At 72.3% G+C, this 18,513-nt stretch carries 19 protein-coding genes and 1 pseudogene; 12 read left to right on the plus strand and 8 right to left on the minus strand.

Annotation, left to right across the window (positions count from 1 at the left end; genetic code table 11):
• Window positions 1–20 precede the first annotated feature (20 nt).
• Both E2C04_RS00950 and E2C04_RS00955 read left to right on the plus strand, forming a co-directional pair.
• Window positions 21–713: an SWIM zinc finger family protein gene (locus tag E2C04_RS00950; RefSeq protein WP_135831168.1), complete on the plus strand. Its 693-nt coding sequence runs from the start codon at window positions 21–23 to the stop codon at window positions 711–713.
• 2 nt (window positions 714–715) lie between these two features.
• The gene (locus E2C04_RS00955) at window positions 716–1,807 is read left to right on the plus strand and encodes a PDR/VanB family oxidoreductase (protein ID WP_135831169.1); all 1,092 of its coding nucleotides are present in this window, start codon (window positions 716–718) and stop codon (window positions 1,805–1,807) included.
• A 107-nt stretch (window positions 1,808–1,914) separates the two neighbouring features.
• Here E2C04_RS00955 and E2C04_RS00960 read toward each other — a convergent pair whose 3' ends face one another.
• Window positions 1,915–2,511 (minus strand): TetR/AcrR family transcriptional regulator, encoded by a 597-nt coding sequence (locus tag E2C04_RS00960; RefSeq protein WP_229721373.1) that lies wholly within the window; start codon window positions 2,509–2,511, stop codon window positions 1,915–1,917.
• A gap of 173 nt (window positions 2,512–2,684) precedes the next feature.
• On the opposite strand from E2C04_RS00960, the gene E2C04_RS00965 reads away from it, so the two are divergent.
• The 6 genes from E2C04_RS00965 to E2C04_RS00990 are packed head-to-tail and all read left to right on the plus strand — an operon-like array spanning window position 2,685 to window position 10,622.
• Window positions 2,685–4,268, plus strand: a complete 1,584-nt coding sequence (locus tag E2C04_RS00965) for a carboxyl transferase domain-containing protein (RefSeq protein ID WP_135831170.1) — start codon at window positions 2,685–2,687, stop codon at window positions 4,266–4,268.
• A gap of 5 nt (window positions 4,269–4,273) precedes the next feature.
• On the plus strand, window positions 4,274–6,172 hold the full coding sequence (locus tag E2C04_RS00970) for an acetyl/propionyl/methylcrotonyl-CoA carboxylase subunit alpha (protein WP_229721372.1): 1,899 nt from the start codon (window positions 4,274–4,276) through the stop codon (window positions 6,170–6,172).
• Entirely contained in the window at window positions 6,169–7,143 is a 975-nt protein-coding gene (locus E2C04_RS00975; protein WP_135831172.1) for a hydroxymethylglutaryl-CoA lyase, read from the plus strand. Before E2C04_RS00970 ends, E2C04_RS00975 begins: the two co-directional genes overlap by 4 nt.
• Window positions 7,144–7,162: 19 nt before the next feature.
• A complete protein-coding gene (locus E2C04_RS00980) occupies window positions 7,163–8,245 on the plus strand; it encodes a hypothetical protein (RefSeq protein ID WP_135831173.1) in 1,083 nt (360 codons plus the stop codon).
• A gap of 2 nt (window positions 8,246–8,247) precedes the next feature.
• The gene (locus E2C04_RS00985) at window positions 8,248–9,363 is read left to right on the plus strand and encodes a hypothetical protein (protein WP_135831174.1); all 1,116 of its coding nucleotides are present in this window, start codon (window positions 8,248–8,250) and stop codon (window positions 9,361–9,363) included.
• The gene (locus tag E2C04_RS00990; protein WP_229721371.1) at window positions 9,360–10,622 is read left to right on the plus strand and encodes a hypothetical protein; all 1,263 of its coding nucleotides are present in this window, start codon (window positions 9,360–9,362) and stop codon (window positions 10,620–10,622) included. The genes E2C04_RS00985 and E2C04_RS00990 overlap by 4 nt, the downstream gene beginning before the upstream one ends.
• Here the strand turns inward: E2C04_RS00990 and E2C04_RS00995 are convergent.
• Complete coding sequence (locus E2C04_RS00995) at window positions 10,580–11,089, minus strand: EcsC family protein (RefSeq protein ID WP_238694383.1); 510 nt, start codon at window positions 11,087–11,089, stop codon at window positions 10,580–10,582. The genes E2C04_RS00990 and E2C04_RS00995 overlap by 43 nt on opposite strands.
• 284 nt (window positions 11,090–11,373) lie before the next feature.
• Here E2C04_RS00995 and aat point away from each other — a divergent pair, with 284 nt between their 5' ends.
• Window positions 11,374–12,099, plus strand: a complete 726-nt coding sequence (gene aat / locus E2C04_RS01000) for a leucyl/phenylalanyl-tRNA--protein transferase (protein ID WP_135831175.1) — start codon at window positions 11,374–11,376, stop codon at window positions 12,097–12,099.
• Window positions 12,100–12,199: 100 nt separating this feature from the next.
• Window positions 12,200–12,616: a hypothetical protein gene (locus E2C04_RS01005; protein ID WP_135831176.1), complete on the plus strand. Its 417-nt coding sequence runs from the start codon at window positions 12,200–12,202 to the stop codon at window positions 12,614–12,616.
• Window positions 12,617–12,659: 43 nt separating this feature from the next.
• Here the strand turns inward: E2C04_RS01005 and E2C04_RS18980 are convergent, their stop codons facing one another.
• The 3 genes and pseudogenes from E2C04_RS18980 to E2C04_RS01015 all read right to left on the minus strand — a co-directional run bounded on the left by E2C04_RS18980 (window position 12,660) and on the right by E2C04_RS01015 (window position 15,124).
• Window positions 12,660–12,821, minus strand: a complete 162-nt coding sequence (locus E2C04_RS18980; RefSeq protein ID WP_238694562.1) for an integral membrane transporter — start codon at window positions 12,819–12,821, stop codon at window positions 12,660–12,662.
• Between the two features lie 287 nt (window positions 12,822–13,108).
• A pseudogene (locus tag E2C04_RS18985) lies at window positions 13,109–14,083 on the minus strand (SulP family inorganic anion transporter); the annotation flags it as partial.
• A gap of 192 nt (window positions 14,084–14,275) precedes the next feature.
• On the minus strand, window positions 14,276–15,124 hold the full coding sequence (locus tag E2C04_RS01015) for an NAD(P)/FAD-dependent oxidoreductase (protein WP_135831177.1): 849 nt from the start codon (window positions 15,122–15,124) through the stop codon (window positions 14,276–14,278).
• Between the two features lie 54 nt (window positions 15,125–15,178).
• Here E2C04_RS01015 and E2C04_RS01020 point away from each other — a divergent pair, with 54 nt between their 5' ends.
• Together E2C04_RS01020 and E2C04_RS01025 are read left to right on the plus strand one after the other, a co-directional pair.
• Window positions 15,179–15,637, plus strand: coding sequence for a MerR family transcriptional regulator (locus tag E2C04_RS01020; protein ID WP_229721368.1), 459 nt, complete (start codon window positions 15,179–15,181; stop codon window positions 15,635–15,637).
• Window positions 15,638–15,736: 99 nt separating this feature from the next.
• A complete protein-coding gene (locus tag E2C04_RS01025; protein ID WP_135831179.1) occupies window positions 15,737–16,177 on the plus strand; it encodes a PaaI family thioesterase in 441 nt (146 codons plus the stop codon).
• Here E2C04_RS01025 and E2C04_RS01030 read toward each other — a convergent pair.
• Genes E2C04_RS01030 through E2C04_RS01040 form a run of 3 tightly spaced genes read right to left on the minus strand, consistent with a single transcriptional unit; the run spans window position 16,083 to window position 18,513 of the window.
• Window positions 16,083–16,739, minus strand: a complete 657-nt coding sequence (locus E2C04_RS01030; protein WP_135831180.1) for a protein-L-isoaspartate O-methyltransferase family protein — start codon at window positions 16,737–16,739, stop codon at window positions 16,083–16,085. The two genes, E2C04_RS01025 and E2C04_RS01030, sit on opposite strands and share 95 nt — an antisense overlap.
• Before the next feature lie 38 nt (window positions 16,740–16,777).
• Complete coding sequence (locus E2C04_RS01035) at window positions 16,778–17,665, minus strand: Fpg/Nei family DNA glycosylase (RefSeq protein WP_135831181.1); 888 nt, start codon at window positions 17,663–17,665, stop codon at window positions 16,778–16,780.
• Window positions 17,666–17,700: 35 nt separating this feature from the next.
• On the minus strand, window positions 17,701–18,513 hold the full coding sequence (locus tag E2C04_RS01040; RefSeq protein ID WP_135831182.1) for a hypothetical protein: 813 nt from the start codon (window positions 18,511–18,513) through the stop codon (window positions 17,701–17,703).

The raw sequence follows: 18,513 nt of genomic DNA on the forward strand, positions 1-18,513 counted from the left end.
GTCGCGTGGGTGGGCCCGGCGTGAGCGCACGGACCTTCCCGCGGATCGAGCCGCGTCGCTCCGCGGGCGTACGCACGTGGTGGGCGCGCGCGGTCGCCTCGGCGCTGGAGGAGGCGGCGTACGACCCGGCGGACCTCAAGAAGGGCGCCGGCCTGGCCCGCCGCGGCGAGGTCGGCCAGATCGAGCTCGACGCCGGCCGCGTGGTCGCGGCGGTGATGGAGCGCGGCGACGCCTTCACGGTCACCGTCACCGTGCCGGTGATGGACCCCGACGAGGCACAGGCCTTCGCGGAGGTGGTCGGCGCCGGCGCCGGGTGGGTCGGGTCGCTGCTGCGTGGCGACGTGCCGGCGAGCCTGGACGAGGCGTTGGAGGAGGCCGGGGTCGAGCTGTTGCCATACGGCGGGCTGAGCGCGACCTGTGGCTGCGACTCGTGGGTCGACCCGTGCCGCCACGGGCTGGCGGTGCTGACCCAGGTGGCGTGGCTGGTCGAGGCCGACCCGCTGGTGCTGCTCCACCTGCGCGGGCTGGAGCGCGCCGACCTGGTCGCCCGGTTGGCCGGAACCGCCGAGGAGCCAGCCACTGCTTCGGCAGACTGGGAGGGCGAGCTCCCCGACCTGGAGGTCGCCGTCGAGGCGGCCGAGCAGGCCGCGGCGCTCCTGGTCGACCTGCTGGGAACGTCCCCGAGTAAAGATGTAGACGATATATCCTTCTGACCATGGCATTCCGGTTCCTCAAGAAGTCGAAGCCCAGCTGGCCCACCACCGTGGCCAGCCGGTCGGCGTACGACCCCACGGCAGACGCCCCCCGCAAGCTCGAGGCGGAGAAGCTCGCAGCCGGGACGCTCAACATCGACCTCGAGGTCGCCAAGGTCACCACCGAGGCCGAGGGCGTCATCGCGATCACCTTCGTCGACCCGCACGGTGACGAGCTGCCCGCGTGGGAGCCCGGCGCGCACCTCGAGATCCACACGCCTGCCGGCCTGATCCGCCAGTACTCGCTCTGCGGCGACCCGGCCAACCGCTACGAGTACCGCGTCTCGGTGCTGCGTGAGGAGGCCGGCCGCGGCGGCTCCCAGGAGCTCCACGACATCAACCTGGTCGGCAAGCTGATCACCTCGACGACTCCGCGCAACCACTTCGAGCTGAAGCCGAGCGCCAAGTACCTCTTCATCGCCGGCGGCATCGGCGTCACGCCGATCCGCGCCATGGTGGCGGCAGCCGCCCAGTCTGGTGCCGACTACACGGTGCTCTACGGCGGACGCAGCCGCGCCTCGATGGCCTTCGTCGAGGAGCTCACCGAGATCGCCGGCGATCGCCTGACCGTCGTCCCGCAGGACACCGACGGCCTGCTCGACCTCAAGACCGCCCTCGAGGCGATCGACGCCGACACCGCCGTCTACTGCTGCGGCCCCTCGCCGCTGATCACCGCCGTGGAGCAGTGCGTCGAGAAGTACGCCCCCGCCTCCGAGCTCCACTTCGAGCGCTTCACCGCCTCGGAGGAGGCGGCCGCCGAGCGCGCCGAGAAGGACAAGGGCAACGTGGCCTTCGAGCTCGAGCTGCGGCGTACTGGCGTCACCACCACGGTCGGCGCCGACGAGCGCGTGCTCGACGTGGTCCTCAAGAACGTGCCGAACTTCGACTACTCCTGCGAGGAGGGCGACTGCGGCTCCTGCCTGGCGAAGGTCATCTCCGGCGACGTCGACCACCGCGACGACGACCTCCTGACCGCCGAGGAGCGGGCGGCCAACACCGAGATGTACGTCTGCGTCTCGCGCTCCACGGGCGGCAAGCTCGTCCTCGACGTCTGAGCCGTCCCGCGCGTCCTACGGAAGGGCGGTGTCAATCGGCCTGACGGGGTCCTCAGTTGCCCCGACGGCCCATTGGCACCGTCTTTTCGCTGCCCACCGGCACCCGGTCAGGCGTCGAGCGCCCGCATCGCCATCTCGGCCAGCAGGTCGCGCATCTCCTCGTCCGGCACGCGCGCGCTGCGCGGGGTGGAGTTGATCAGCCCGAAGGTCGCGTGCACGGTGGCCCGCGCCCGGTCGAGCGTCAGCTCGGGGTGCAGCCCCTGGAGCGTGGTCGACCACAGGTCGACGTAGTCGCGCTGCAGGCCGCGCACCTTCTCGCGCGCCTCGTCGGGCAGCGAGCTCCAGTCCCGGTCCTGCACGATGATCAGCGCCTTGTGGGCCAGGGCGAAGTCGACGTGCCAGCCGACCAGGGCGGCGAGCGCGGAGCGTACGTCGCCGGTCTCGGCCGCGCTGGCCGCGCGGGCACGACCCACCGAGAGCAGCTCCTCGGAGATCGAGACGAGCATCTCGGCCAGCATCGCGTCCTTGGACGGGAAGTGCTTGTAGAGCGCGGGGCCGGAGATGCCGGCGGCCGCGCCGAGGTCGGTGACCGAGACGCCGTGGAAGCCGCGGCGCGCAAACATCTCGGCGGCGAGGTCGAGCAGCTGTTGGCGCCTGCTCGTCGCGGGACGGGCGGGACGCGCGGTGCTGGTGGACTCGGTCACCGGCTCAGGTTAGCGGGCATTCACCTTGCCGTGAGGGCGCCAGTGGTCAGTTGGTGGGCGCCAGAGGGGCGGCGATGGCCATTAAGTGACCACTGGGAGGAGTGCAGGGCCCACCCAGCGCCGATCCAGCAGACCTGTGGCGCAATCGGTTAACGAGCGTTAACCTAGAGCGCATGAGCCTCCACGACCTCACTGCCGAGCTCCGCGAGCGCCTCGCCCTGGTCCGCCAGGGCGGCTCGGAGGCGGCCCGCGCCAAGCACACCGGCCGCGGCAAGCTGCTGGCCCGCGAGCGCGTCGACCGTCTGCTCGACCCGGGCAGCCCGCTGCTCGAGGTCGCACCGCTCGCCGCCTGGGGCATGTACGGCAAGGACGGCGAGGACAACGCCGTCCCGTCGGCCTCCGTCGTCGCCGGCATCGGCCGCGTCTCGGGGCGCGACGTGATGATCGTGGCCAACGACGCCACCGTGAAGGGCGGCACCTACTACCCGATCACGGTCAAGAAGCACCTCCGCGCCCAGACCATCGCCGCCGAGAACAACCTGCCGTGCGTCTACCTGGTCGACTCCGGCGGCGCCTTCCTGCCGATGCAGGACGACGTCTTCCCCGACCGCGAGCACTTCGGCCGGATCTTCTACAACCAGGCCAACCTCAGCGCCCGCGGCATCGCGCAGATCTCCGCGGTGATGGGCTCGTGCACCGCGGGTGGGGCGTACGTCCCGGCGATGAGCGACGAGACCGTCATCGTCCGCAACCAGGGCACGATCTTCCTCGGCGGCCCGCCGCTGGTGAAGGCCGCGACCGGCGAGGTCGTCACGGCCGAGGACCTCGGCGGCGGCGACGTGCACGCGCGCACCTCCGGCGTCGTCGACCACCTCGCCGAGGACGACGACCACGCGCTGCAGATCGTCCGCTCCATCGTCGACACCCTCCCGCCGGTCACCGGCTACGACGCCGCCGGCCGCGCGAGCTACGACCTGCGCGAGCCCGAGGAGCCGCTCGAGGACCCCCTCGGCCTGTACGACGTCGTCCCCAGCGACACCCGCCAGCCCTACGACGTGCGCGAGGTCATCCGCCGCATCGTCGACGGCAGCCGCTTCCACGAGTTCAAGAAGCTCTACGGCGAGACCCTGGTGACCGGCTTCGCGCACATCTGGGGCCACCCGGTCGGCATCGTCGCCAACAACGGCATCCTCTTCAGCGAGTCGGCGCTCAAGGGCGCCCACTTCATCGAGCTGTGCAACTCCCGCGGCATCCCGATCGTGTTCCTGCAGAACATCACCGGCTTCATGGTCGGCCGCGAGTACGAGAACCGCGGCATCGCCCGCGACGGCGCGAAGCTGGTCACCGCGGTGGCGACCAGCGTCGTACCGAAGTTCACCGTCGTCATCGGCGGCTCGTTCGGCGCCGGCAACTACGGCATGGCGGGCCGGGCGTACGACCCCCGCTTCCTGTGGATGTGGCCCAACGCGCGGATCTCCGTCATGGGCGGCGAGCAGGCTGCGAGTGTGCTCGCGACCGTGCGCCGCGACGGGATCGAGGCGAAGGGTGGCGAGTGGTCGGCCGAGGACGAGGAGTCGTTCAAGGCCCCGATCCGCGAGCAGTACGAGACCCAGGGCTCGCCCTACTACTCCACCGCACGCCTGTGGGACGACGGGATCATCGACCCCGTCGACACCCGACGCGTGCTCGGCATGGGCCTGGCGGTCGCCGCCAACGCCCCGACCCCGGCGCCCGCCTACGGCGTCTTCCGGATGTGATTCCTGTGGCCCAGATCAAGACCCTCCTCGTCGCCAACCGCGGCGAGATCGCCCTGCGCGTCTTCCGCACCTGCAGCGCGCTCGGCATCCGCACCGTCGCCATCCACACCGCCGTCGACGCCGACGCGCCCCACGTGCGCGAGGCCGACGTGGCCCTCCAGCTGCCCGGCTACCTCGACGTCGAGGCGGTCGTGGCCGCGGCCAAGGAGGCCGGCGCCGACGCCGTCCACCCCGGCTACGGCTTCCTGTCGGAGCGCTCCGTCTTCGCACGAGCTCTGGAGGCCGCCGGCCTCACGCTGGTCGGCCCGAGCGCCGACGTGATGGACGCGATGGGCCGCAAGGACGCCGCGCGCGAGATCGCGGTCGCCGCAGGCGTGCCGGTGATTCCGGCGTACGACATCGACGACGACCCGCAGACCTTCTCCTACCCGGTGCTCGTCAAGGCTGCGGCGGGCGGCGGCGGCAAGGGCATGCGCGTCGTACGCAGCGCCGACGACTTCGCCGAGGCCCGTGCGGCCGCTGCACGTGAGGGCCTCAACTCGTTCGGTGACGACACGCTGCTGGTCGAGAAGTACGTCGAGTCCGGGCGCCACATCGAGGTGCAGGTGATGGCCGACGCGCACGGCACCGTGCGCCACCTCTTCGAGCGTGACTGCTCCACCCAGCGCCGCCACCAGAAAGTGCTGGAGGAGGCGCCCGCGCCGACCATCTCCGCCGAGCAGCGCACCGCGATCACCGCGTCGGCGGTGGCGCTGGCCGCCGAGGTCGGCTACACGAATGCGGGCACGGTCGAGTTCCTGCTCGACAACGCCACCGGCGAGTTCTACTTCCTCGAGATGAACACCCGCCTCCAGGTGGAGCACCCGGTCACCGAGGAGGTCGTCCGGATCCGCGGGGAGCGGCCCGACCTGGTCGCGCTGCAGCTCGCGGTGGCCGCCCGCGAGCCGCTCGACTTCAGCCAGGACGACGTGACCCTGGAGGGCCACGCGATCGAGGCCCGCGTCTACGCCGAGGACTCCTTCAACGGCTTCCTGCCGCAGGCCGGCACCGCCACCTACGTCCGCTGGGGCGGATGGACCGACGTGGCCAGCGGCGAGATCCGCGTCGACCACGCGCTCGAGTCGGGCCAGGAGGTCTCCACCCACTTCGACCCGATGCTCGGCAAGGTGATCGCCTACGGCGCAGACCGGTCAGCCGCGCGCGCCGCGCTGGTCGACGCGCTCGACGAGACCGCCGTGCTCGGGCTCACCACCAACACCGGGTTCCTGCGTACGCTCGCAGCGAGCGACGAGTTCGGCGACGCGACGATCGACACCGCCTGGCTCGACCGCAACGAGGTGCCCGGCCCCGACCCGTCGACCGCCCGCACCCTCGCGGCCGCGCTCGCGGTGCCGGACGTCTCCGCCGACGCCAGCCCCTTCCACAGCGACGGCTGGCGCCTCGGCGGCGAGCCCGCACCGGTCCGCATCCACCTCGACGAGTGGGTGGAGGTGCCGCCAGGCGTCACCACCCGCACCCCGCTGCGGCCCAGCTTCCGTGGGCTGACCACGGCCCTCCACGGCAAGGAGCGGGCAGTCGGCGTCGCCCGACGTCACGAGGTCGAGGTCGTGCACCGCGGCCAGCGCCACGTCTTCGCCTTCGCCGACCCCTTCGCCGACAGCGCCGCGGCAGCCGGCGACGGCACCCTGACGGCCCCCATGCCGGGCACCGTCCTGGAGGTCAAGGTCGCCGCCGGTGACCGCGTCGAGGCCGACCAGACGCTGGGCATGATGGAGGCCATGAAGATGGAGCTCTCGCTCAAGGCGCCCTTCGCCGGCACCGTCACCGAGGTGGGTGCGGGCGTGGGCGACCTCGTCACGCTGGGTGCGACGCTCTTCGTCGTCGAGGCCGAGGGGGAGGCATGAGCACCGCCGCCGAGCGCGTCGACCTGCCGATGACGGTGGCCGCGGAGCCGATCACGACGCTGCCGCTGCCCGACGCGGTGACGATCTACGAGGTCGGCCCCCGCGACGGCCTGCAGAACGAGAAGGCGGTCGTCCCGGTCGCGGTGAAGGCCGAGATGATCACCCGGCTCCTCGACGCCGGGCTGCCGGTCATCGAGGCGACCAGCTTCGTGCACCCGAAGTGGGTGCCCCAGCTCGCCGACGCCGCCGAGCTGATGGGGGTGCTCGTCGACCGGATCGGCGACGCCGCCCGCCGGATGCCGGTGCTGGTGCCCAACGAGCGTGGCCTCGACCGGGCCCTCGACCTGGGTCTTGAGCACATCGCGGTCTTCGGCTCGGCCACCGAGACCTTCGCGCAGAAGAACCTCAACCGCTCCTACGACGAGCAGTTCACGATGTTCGAGCCCACCTTCGCCCGCGCCAAGGAGGCCGGGATGACGGTGCGTGGCTACCTGTCGATGTGCTTTGGCGACCCGTGGGAGGGCAGCGTCGAGGTCGACGCCGTCGTACGCGCGGGCGTACGGCTGCTGGAGCTCGGCGCCGACCAGCTCAGCCTCGGCGACACGATCGGTGTGGCGACGGCCGGCCACGTGCAGGCGATGGTGGCGGCGTTCGCCGACGCAGGCGTGGGGACCGACCGGCTCGCCATGCACTTCCACGACACCTACGGGCAGGCGCTGGCCAACACGCTCGCCGCGATGCAGGTCGGGATCACCACGTTCGACGCCTCCGCCGGCGGCCTCGGCGGCTGCCCCTACGCCAAGTCGGCCACCGGCAACCTGGCCACGGAGGACCTGCTCTGGATGCTCCAGGGTCTGGGCATCGGGACCGGTGTCGACCTCGACGCGGTGGTCGCGACGTCGGTCTTCATGGCCGACGCGCTCGGCAAGGCGCCGGCCTCGGCCGTGGCTCGGGCGTTGTCGGGACAGTGACGCTGGCACAATCACCTCCATGAGCCGGGTCGTCTACCTCCACATCGGTGCGCCCAAGACGGGCACCACCTACCTCCAGGACCGTCTGGCGCGCAACGCCGACAACCTGGCTCGCCACGGCGTCACCGTGCCGACGAAGGGGCGCAACGTGCCCGCCGACCTCTTCCACTTCCGCGCCGCGCTCGACCTGCTCGGCGAGGACTGGGGCGGCCCGCCCGGCCACGCCGCCGGCGCCTGGGACGCGATGGTCCAGAAGGTCAACCGCTCCTCCGGCACCGTGGTGATCAGCCACGAGATCCTCGCCCCGGCCCGCCCGGAGAAGATCATCAAGGCGATGAACGACCTGGCCGGTGCCGAGGTGCACATCGTCTACTCGGCGCGCGACCTCGGCCGCCAGCTCCCCGCCGCCTGGCAGGAGTCGATCAAGCAGGGGCGCCGCTGGACCTTCGCGAAGTTCCTGGAGAAGGTCGACGCCGGGGACAACTGGTTCCACCGGGCGCTCGACCTGCCCCACGTGCTCAACAACTGGAGCTCCAAGCTCCCGCCGGAGAACATCCACGTCGTCACCGTGCCGCACGACCGCAGCGGCGAGGTGCTGTGGCTCCGCTTCTGCACGGCCTTCGGCATCGACCCGTCGTGGGCACCGCTGGAGAGCGAGCGCGCCAACCGCTCCCTCGGCATCGCCGAGACCCAGCTGATCCGCGAGCTCAACCGCCGCCTCGAGATGGGCGTACGCCGCCAGGTCACCTACGACAACCTGATCCGCGAGATGCTCGCCGAGGGTGAGCTGGTCAACCGCGAGAGCCACCCCGTCACCCTGCCGCCGGAGCGATTCGACGACATCGAGGTGCAGGCCCAGGTCTGGATCGACTGGTTGACCGGCAGCGGCGTCGACGTCGTCGGTGACGTCGAGGAGCTGCGCCCGCGGCGCCCGGAGGCCGCCGCCGTGTGGCACGACCCCGACCACCCGCGCCCCGACCAGCAGCTCGACGCCGCCATGGACGCCCTCGCCGCGATGACCCGCGAGGCCGCCCACCGCACCGAGGCCCCGTCGGTCACCCAGGCCTTGCGCAACCGCGCGCGGCAGCTCCGGGGCAAGTGACCGTGGCCGAGCAGACCGGACCGGGGGTGGCCCGGGCCTGGGGCTGGGTCGCCCACCTCCGCACTGGCGGCACCACGCCGTGGGCCGGGTGGAGCGGCGACGCCGATCCGACCGGTCGCGTCCTTCCCGGCGCCCAGCAGCTCGAGCTGCTCCGCCGGATCAACCTCGCCGCCGACGGGCTCGTGCCCGAGGAGCTGGTCGAGCGGGTCCTCGCTGCCTCCGCGCCCGGCCGTGGACGTGCCGAGCTGGAGCTCGTCGGGGCCGCGTACGACGCCCGCTTCGGCGCCCCGCCCGTCGACCCGTCCGACCTGCCCGCCGAGGAGGTCGTGCGGGTGGCCGCCCACCTGCTCGCCCAGGACCTGGTCGCGCTCGGGCCGCTCCCGCGCCCCGTCGTGCGCCAGCGCCCCTGGCGGCGCCGGGTGATGCTGGTCGGCGACCCGTGGCTGCGCTCCGAGGTCACCCGCCAGCTCATCGACGCCGGTCGGGCCCCGCGGCCCGGTGGCCGCGTCGTGGTCGTCGGCGCCGACCTGCCCCGGATGCTGGCCGACGCCTGGACCAACGCCTGCTTCGACCGCCCCGTCGGCAGCTGGGACGAGTGGCTGGGCAACTGGCGCAACCGCCGCGGCCTGCCGCCGGGGCTGCAGCTCGGCCAGCTGGTCGAGCACTGGCGCGAGGTCGCCGGCGACCGCAACGTCGAGCTGGTCCTGGACGAGCGGCGACTGTCGTCGGCCCTGCGTGGGCCGCAGGTCGAGCGGGTGCGCCGCCCCGGGCGTACGGCAGCGGGGTTGGCGCGACGCGTCGCCTTCTCGCTGAGCCTGATGATCCCGGTCTCCGAGCGCCGTACGTTGCTGCGTGACGGGCTGCTGCCGCGGATCCCCGACGAGTTCTTCGACGTCGGCCTGCCGGCGCTGCCGCCGGAGCACGAGGAGTGGGTGCGGACGCGGGGCGACCGCTTGGCCGAGCAGCTGCGCGAGGCTGGTTACCCTGTGCGTGACAGCCAGTGGTCGGGCGGTGCACAGCCGCAGGCACCGGGGACGCACCCCGCGGCCGGCGGTGACCGGGCCGCCCTGGACCTGGCCGTGGGTCTGCTGCTGGGTGGCTGGAAGGCCCAGCCGTGAGCCAACAGAGTGAGCAGGAGAAGGCGATGGACGTGACCCGACGTCGGAAGGTGCTCGTGCACGTCGGCACCCCCAAGACGGGCACCTCGCACCTGCAGGACGTGCTCTTCCGCAACCAGAAGGTGCTGGCCAAGCAGGGCGTCAACTACCCCGCCGACCGCTTCGACGCCCACTTCCTGGCCGCCCTCGACCTCATGCAGCTGCCGTGGGCAGGGCTCGAGCAGGAGGCCGTCGGCGCCTGGGACCGGCTCGCCGCGAAGGTGCGCGACTTCGACGGCACCTCCATCGTGAGCCACGAGATCCTGGCCAAGGCGTCGCGGACGCAGGTCGACCGCGCGCTGTCGTCGTTCGGCGGCGCCGAGGTCCACCTCGTGCTGTCGGTGCGCGACCTGGTCCGCCAGATCCCCGCGGAGTGGCAGGAGAACGTCAAGCACCGCGCCCAGATCAGCTACGCCGACTTCCTCGCGACCATCCAGGACCCCGAGCGCAAGAGCCGCATCGGGTCGTGGTTCTGGAGCGTCCAGGAGATCCCCGACATCATCAACCGCTGGGGCGCGAGCCTGCCGCCCGAGCGCATCCACCTGGTCACCGTGCCCGCCCCCGGCGCGCCGCGCGACGAGCTGTGGAGCCGGTTCAGCCGGGCCTTCGGCCTCGACGGGCTCGAGGGGCTCGACCTGACGCCGGAGCGCGCGAACCCGTCGATGGGCGTCCCGGAGACCACCCTCGTACGCCGCATCAATCGCCAGGTGCACCAGGTGCTGCCGCCCGAGCACTACCGCCCGCTGGTGCGCGAGCTGCTGGCCCACCAGACGCTCTCGCAGAACACGCGCTCGCCGCGGCTGTCGCTGCCGCCCGAGCTCGAGCCGTGGACGATGGAGCTCTCCCGCACCTGGGTCGACGAGATCACCGCCCGCGGCTACGACGTGGTCGGCGACGTCAACGACCTGCTGGGGGTGGCGAGCGGCGTCAGCCAGGACGACTGGGTCGACCCGGACCGTCCGCGGCCGGTGTCGATCAACCGCGCCTCCCTCGACGCGATCGAGGCGCTGCTGCTCGAGGCCGCGCGGCTGCGCGAGGTCGAGGCCGACCTCAACCGCCAGCTCCACGAGACGCGCGAGGCGCTCGACCGGGCCTACATGAGGCCCAGCTACAAGGTGCGCGAGAAGGCCGTACGCGGGTTGCAGCGCTCCGCGCCCGGACGTGCGGGCCTGGAGGTCTACCGGCGCCTGCGCGGCGGGGCGAACTCCTTCTCCGCGTAGCGGCCGGCGCGCCAGGTCGAGTAGCCGTCGGTGCTCGCACCGACCACGCCACCCACCACGGGGATGCGGCGTCCGGCGACGCTCACCAGCCGCTTGCCGGCGACCTTCGAGATGAGGAAGGCGGCCACCTCGGTGGCCAGCAGCGTACGCAGCTCGGGGTCGTTGACCTGCGCGGTCGCCAGGGCGATCGGGGAGCCGGGCAGCTTCTTCGACTTGATCAGCTGCGCCACCCCCTCGTCGCCGAGCATCGCGGCGAGCACGGCGTTGCGCACCCGCGGGTCGGCCAGGTCGTGGCCGCGCAGGTGGGCGATGCCGGCGATCATCCGGCACTGGATGACGGCCAGTCCGACGACGTTGGCGGGCATCGCGACGGCTGCGGTGGCGATGCCGCCGAGGTTGGTGACGAAGCCCTGGCCGCCGGAGAGGGCGACGTTGTTCTCGACGACCTCGCGGATCGCCTTGACCACGTCACCGCCCTGCTCCTCGAGCTGCTTCTCGGCCGCCAGTGCGGCGGGCTTGAGGGGGCCGACGCCGTCGATGGGTCGAGCGCCTCCAGGACGGCACGTGAGGTGACGCCCGGTGCAGCGTGCGCGACCTGCGGGGCGATCTTCGTCGCCACGCCTCCGACCATCTTCTTCGCAATGCCCATGACGTCAGCGTAGGCGGCGGGTCCAGACGTGGTGGGCCGTCTCGTCCCCGTCTCTCCCCGTCTCTGTCCTGTCTCGTCGGCGGGCGCCAGTAGGGTCGCCCCGTGCCCTTCGAGCCCCCGCCGTCGACCTGGAGCCTCACCGAGGTGACCGCGACCTGGCGCGCCTCGACGCCGCCGACGACCTCGTCGCGATGGGGCCGACCTGACGCCGGCACGCTGCTGCAGGCCTACCGCTGCGGCCTCTTCCCGATGCCGAGCGGAGAGCCGGGCGACCCGCCGATGTGGTTCCTGCCTGTACGCCGCGGCGTCCTCCCGCTCGACCACCTCAAGGTCTCCCGGTCGCTGCGGCGCTCCGCGCGCACGATGGAGATCCGGGTCAACACCGCCTTCTCCGAGGTGGTCGCCGCCTGCGGCGACCCGCGCCGGCCGCACGCCTGGATCGACGCCGACATCGTCGACGCCTACACCGAGCTGCACGAGATGGGCTGGGCCCACTCAGTCGAGGCGTGGCGCGACGGTGAGCTCGTCGGTGGGCTCTACGGCGTGGCGATCAACGGTCTCTTCGCGGGCGAGTCGATGTTCCACCGGGCCACCGACGCCTCCAAGGTCGCGTTGATGGGGCTGGTCGACCTGATGCGCGACCGGTATGCCGACACCCGACTGCTCGACGTGCAGTGGAGCACCGACCACCTGGCCTCGCTGGGCGTCGTCGAGGTCTCGCGCGAGACGTACGCCGTCCGCCTCGCCGCCGCGCTGCGCCTGCCGCTGCCCGCCGCCTTCGACGACGGTGAGCCCAGTGGTCCGACCCTGCGGCTGGTCGTCTCCTGAGCGGCGGAAGGGTAAGCGCGGCGCCCGGATCGTGGACGACGTGTCCACGATCACTCGCGCAAAGTTCACGCAGCGGCGTGCCATGCGGCACCCTGTGCCCATGAGGTTCGTACGACTGGCTGCTGCGCTGCTGCTCGCAGGCGCGGTCGCCGTCGGCTGCGGCAACGGCGACGCCGAGCCCGAGGCTACGGCGGAGGAGAAGTTCTGCGCCGCCTTCCGTGACTACTACGAGCGGTCCGAGAAGAACGCCGGCGAGAAGGACGCGGTCATCGTCGCCTCCATGAAGGAGTTCGCGGAGGAGGCCGACGGCCTCACGCCGCCGAAGTCGATGTCGAGCGACGCGAAGGCCGGCCTCCAGGCCTGGATCGACCTGATCGCCGACGTGCCCGACGACGCCAGCCAGGCCGAGGTCGCCGAGCTCAGCCAGAAGCTGTCGCCGAAGCAGATCGAGCAGCTGGACGCCTACTACCTCTACGCCAACGCGCGCTGCCTGAGCGCCGCCACCCCGACCAGCTGACCCGACCCGCTGATCGGGCGGGTCCGGCCGGGCCGGCGACGGGTCACAGGGTTCCGGTGAGCCGCCCGTGCCGCGCGGCGCTGGCCGGGTCGAGCCCGGTGATCTCGGTGCGCTTGCCGCGCCGGGCGTACTTGGTCTCGATCGCGTCGAGCGCCGCCACCGTCGAGGCGTCCCAGACGACCGCGTCGGAGAGGTCGACCACCACCCGCTCGGGTCTCCGGCGTAGTCGAACTGCGTGTAGAGGTCGTTGCTGGAGGCGAAGAAGAGCTGGCCCGTGACCCGGTAGTGGGCGTAGTCGCCGGCCTCGTCGCGCCGCAGCTCGCGGTGGGTGGTGGTCATGTGGGCGACGCGACGGGCGAAGGCGACCATCGCGACCAGGGTGCCGCCGCCGACGCCGATCGCGAGGTTGTGGGTGCTGAGCGTGAGGGCGACCGTCACCACCATCACGAGGGTCTCCGACCTCGGCATCCGGCGCAGCGTGGCCGGGGTGATCGAGTGCCACTCGAAGGCGGTGACGGCGACGATGACCATCACGGCCACCAGCGCTGCCATCGGGATCGCCGCGACCACGTCGGTCAGGCCCAGGACGAGCAGCAGCAGCCAGGCGCCGGTGAGGAACGTCGAGACCCGCGTACGGGCGCCTGAGTTCTTGACGTTCATCATCGTCTGGCCGACGACCGCGCAGCCGCCCTGGCCGCCGAAGAAGCCGGCGATCGCGTTGGTGACGCCCTGGCCCCACGCCTCACGGCTCTTGTCGGAGTGGGTGTCGGTGATGTCGTCGACCAGCTTGGCGGTGAGCAGCGACTCCAGCAGGCCGACGATGGCCATCGCGAAGGCGTAGGGCGCGATCGTCGTGAAGGTCTCCCAGGTCAGCGGCACGTCGGGCAGGAAGAGCGTCGGCAGCGCGTCGGGCATCTCGCCCTGGTCACCGACCGTCGGCACGTCGACGCCGAGGGCGACGGCGACCAGGGTGACCACGACGACGCCGACCAGCGGTGCCGGGACGCTGGTCGTGAGCCGCGGGAAGCCGACGATGACGACGAGGCCGAGCAGCACCAGCGGGTAGACCTGCCACGGCACGTCCACGACGTGCTCGACCTGCGAGAGCAGCACCAGCGTCGCGAGCGCGTTGAGGAAGCCGACCATCACCGAGCGCGGCACGAAGCGCATCAGCTTCGCCACGCCGACGAGCGCCATCAGCACCTGGAAGGCGCCGCCGAGGATGACGGTGGCGACCAGGAAGTCGTAACCGTGCTCCTCCATCACCGGCGCGATCACCACCGCCACGGCGGCCGTCGAGGCGGAGATCATCGCGGGGCGCCCACCGAGGAAGGCGATGCAGAGGGCCATGACCACCGAGGTGAAGAGGCCGACGCGCGGATCGACGCCCGTGATCACGCTGAAGGCGATCGCCTCGGGGATGAGGGCGAGCGCGACGACGAGCCCGGCCAGGGCTTCCGTACGCAGGCGGCGCGGCGACCGGAGGACGGCGCGGACGGTGTCGGGGGAGGTGGAGGCGGCGTGCGTCGGGCTCGGTGGCGGGGGGTGTCACTGGTTCATTCTGGCCCGGTCGGCTCGCCAGTGGTCAGTTGGTGGCCCTCCAGGGGCGCTCCGCGCCCATTAAGTGACCACTGGCGAGGTTGGGGGACGCCCGGCGCCTCACTCCAGCAGGCTCGCCACGCAGGAGGCGGCCGCCACCTGACCGGCGGCGGCTGCCGCCAGCACGCTCGCCATGGGCAGCGGCAGGTCGCGGTGGTGGGCCCCGTCGCCCCCGGCGAAGACGCGCGGGTCGCTGGTCCGGCCCAGCAGGTCGACCTCCACGCCACCGCTGTCGAGCCGGGTCAGCCCCAGCTGCTCGGCGAAGGGCGCCGACGCGGTGAGCTCGGTCGGCACGAAGAGCCCGTCGACGGTGGTGGTCGTCCCGTCACCGAGGTGGGCCACCAGTCGGCCGCCCTCCTCGGTGGCCTTGACGACGTCGTCGAGCACGACGACCTCGGCGACGGGCGCGAGGATCCCGGCGAGGTGGGCGGCCTTCGGGCTGGCGAGGATGCCGACCCGGCCCCCGGCGAGCTCGTGGCCGTGGCAGAAGGGGCAGTGGTGCACGAGCCTGCCCCACAGCTCGGTCAGGCCGGGCACGTCGGGCAGCTCGTCACGCATGCCGGTGGCCAGGACGAGTCGGCGCGCCCGGAGCTCGGCGCCCGACCCGGTGCGGGCGAGGAAGCCGTCGTCGTTGCGCTCCACGCTGCGTACGAGGTCGTCGAGCAGGGTGACGGTGTCGTACGCCGCCAGGTCGCGCCGCGCCTGCGCACGGAACTCCGCGGGCGGCGCACCGTCGTGGCTGATCACGTTGTGCATGTGGGCCGCGGGTGCGTTGCGGGGCTCGCCGGCGTCGACGAGGACGACGGTGCGGTGCACCCGGCCCAGTGTCAGCGCGGCCTGGAGTCCGGCCGGTCCGCCGCCGATGACGAGGGCGTCGTGGGTCTGGGAGAGGGTCTCGGTCTTGTCCATGCACCCATCCTGTGAGTTCATGTCGACATGAAGTCAAGCGGCGAGGGGGAACTGGTGTCGATCGGCGAGGTGGCGAGCCGCTTCGGGTTGGCGACCCACGTGCTGCGGCACTGGGAGGACCAGGGCCTGCTGACCCCGGCGCGCGACGCCGCGGGACGTCGCCGCTTCGGCGCGGACGACATCGTGCGGGTGGCCGCGATCCTGGCCAACCAGTCCGCCGGGCTGAGCCTGGAGCAAATCGCCACCCTCTTCGACACCGAGGCCGAGGGCCGGCGCGAGCTGCTCGAGCAGCACCTGGCCGACCTCGAACGACGCCGCCTCGAGCTGGAGGTGGCCCGCGAGGTCACCGCGCACGCGCTGCAGTGCCAGCGCCACGACCTCACCACCTGTCCGCGCTTCCGGGAGGCGGTGAGCGCGCTGGTCGAGGGGCGGCCCGCGCCCGAGGGGCAGCACCCGTGGGACTGGCGCCTCACCGGACGGGCGGGACGCCCCGCGCCGCCCATCCACGTGTGAGCGCAACTGGTCGATGGATGCACGTCTGGGCGCCCGGGGCTGCATCAATCGACCAGTTCGTGGGCTGGCATCCTTGAGGGCTGCCGAGCCAGGAGAACCATGAGCCACACCCCCCGCAACCCCGACTTCGAGACCGTCGTGCGCGACTCGTTCGCCCGCCAGCAGGTGATGGGGCTCGTCGGCGCCACGCTGACCCGGGTCGCGCCGGGCGAGGTCGAGGTCGAGCTCCCCTTCCGCGCCGACCTCACCCAGCAGGCGGGCCTCGTCCACGCCGGCATCACCACGACGGCGATCGACACCGCCTGCGGCTACGCCGCGCTGACCCTGATGGTGCCGGGCTCGGAGGTGGTCTCGGTCAACTTCAACGTCAGCCTGCTCGCCCCCGCCGTCGGCGGCGACCTCGTCGCGCGTGGCCGGGTGGTGCGCTCCGGCCGCACGATCACCTTCACGGAGGGGGAGGCGTACGTCCGCGCCGCCGACGGAAGCGAGAAGCAGGTCGCCTCGATGACAGCGACGATGATGCGGGTGGAGGCGGGCTGAGCCCGTCGCTCGGCGGCCGCACCAACGGCACGAACCGGTAGTGGCCGTGCTGCGTCACCGCGCTCCGCGTCGCCCGCAGCATCAGCCCGTCGGCCGGCCCGACCATCACCCCGTCGTCGGCGAGCTGGTCGCGCAGCTCCTCGGGCAGCGCGCCGCCGTCGGCCGAGACCAGGATCCGGTCGTACGGCGCGTGCCCCGGCAGCCCGAGCACGCCCGGCACGGCGGCCTCGACGCTCGCCCACGCCATGCCCGTCGCCGCGACGTGGGCCGCGCCGGCCGCGACCAAGTCGGGCAGCACCTCCACGCCGCGTACCCACCCCGTCGGCCCGACCAGGTGGGCCAGCAGTGCGGTCGTCCACCCCGACCCGGAGCCGACGTCGAGCACGTGGTCGCCGGGTTGCACGTCGAGCAGCCGGAGCATCGCCTCGACCGTGCGCGGCTGCGAGTTGGTCTGCCCGTGGCCGATCTCGAGCGGGCCGTCGTACGCAGCCCGCGAGCGCACCGCCGCGGGCAGGAACTGCTCGCGCGGGCAGGCGGCGAAGGCCGCGGCGAAGCGGTCCATGACTCGAGTGAAGCACGGCCGGCGGGCGCCGGACAGGCCTACTTCAGCAGCTTGCTCATCCGCCGGTCGGCGAGCGGCTTGCCGCCGGTTTGGCAGGTGGGGCAGTACTGCAACGACGAGTCGGCGAAGGAGACCTCACGCACGGTGTCGCCGCAGACCGGGCACTTCTGGCCGGTCCGCCCGTGCACGGCCATGTGCGACTTCTTCTCGCCCTTGAGCTCGCTGGCGGCCAGGCCGGTGCTGCGGGTGACGGCGTCGTCGAGCGTCGTGCGCAGCGCTGCGTACAGGGTCGCCACCTCGCCCTCGTCGAGGCTGCTGGCGGGCTTGAAGGGCGACATCCTCGCGGCGTGCAGGATCTCGTCGGAGTAGGCGTTGCCGATGCCGGCGATGGTGCCCTGCTGGCGCAGCACGCCCTTGAGCTGGGCGCGACCGGCGTCGTGGAGGATCCCGGCGAGCACCTCGACGGTGAAGTCGTCGGCCATCGGGTCGGGGCCGAGCCGGGCGATGCCGGGGACGGTGGCCGGGTCGTGGGTCACGTAGATGGCGAGGCTCTTCTTGGTGCCGGCCTCGGTGATGTCGAGGCCCGGCGTGAAGCCGGAGCCGTCGGCGTCCTCGTCGAGGATCACGCGGGCGGCCAGCGGGCTCTTGCCGCCCGGCTTGGCCGGCAGCTTCGGCACGTCGTCGCGCCAGCGGATCCAGCCGGCCCGGGCCAGGTGGACGACCAGGTGGACCCCCGAGGCGTTGACGTCGAGGAACTTGCCGTGCCGCGTGACGCCCTCGACCAGGGTGCCGTGCAGCGCGCTCAGCGGCGGGTCGAAGGTCTTCAACGCCTGGAAGGAGGCCAGGTCGACGCGGGTGATCGCGCGGTCACGCAGGCGCTGGTCGAGGTCGTGGGCCAGCGCGTGCACCTCGGGCAACTCGGGCATGGGTCGAGCGTAGCCAGATTCCCCTCAGCGGGGCGTCACGTCAGGGCGTCCATCGTCGACAGGTCCAGCTTCATTCGCCCGACGTTGCCGGCGACCGTCTCGGCCGAGGTGCTCGCGACGCGGGTGACCATCAACCAGGAGGCCTCGTAGGTGTTGGCGCCCGGGGTGACCAGGTCCTCGAACTGGCCGGCCCCGCTGCGTACGAGGGCTGCGTCCCGGACCACCGCGGTGCGCAGGGCGTCAAGTTCGGTCTCGAAGCCGCGGAACTCCTTGCGCACCGACTCCAGCGTGGCCTCGTCCGCCTGGATCGGCTGGCTGCCGCTCACGACTCCTCCTCGACGTCGAGGTGGACGTAGTAGTTGACGACGTGGCCGGAGCCGGAGGCGAAGACCGTGGGGACGATCTCGAGCAGCTCGGGCGGCGCCACCCCCTCGGCGGGCAGCGCGACGTCGACCGTGTTGCCGCTCGACTCGGCCGCCGGGCGGAGGAGAGGAGGAGGTGGCCCGGCGCTCGTCGACGCCGAACTCGTCGACGCCGGCCCGGACGAGCCGCTCGACCTCGTCGAGCGGCACCTGGCGCAGGCCCAGGGTCAGCAGCGAGACCTCGCCGGAGGGGTCGGTCTCCACCGTCATCACCTTCACCTCGTCGGAGCTCAGCACGTGGCCGTCGGAGAAGGTGACGGTCACCGAGAAGCGGGACATGTCGTCGTTCTCCAGGATGGCGGTCTTCGCGCCTTCGGCGACCCCTAGCGACTCCCGGGTGACCCGCTCGCGCAGGTCGACCTCGACCTTGCCGTCGGCGAGCACGGCGGCGGCGGCCACCTCGCGCGGGTCTTCGTTGGGCTCCAC

Source organism: Nocardioides daphniae, assembly GCF_004777465.1.
GTDB classification, from domain to species: Bacteria; Actinomycetota; Actinomycetes; order Propionibacteriales; family Nocardioidaceae; genus Nocardioides; species Nocardioides daphniae.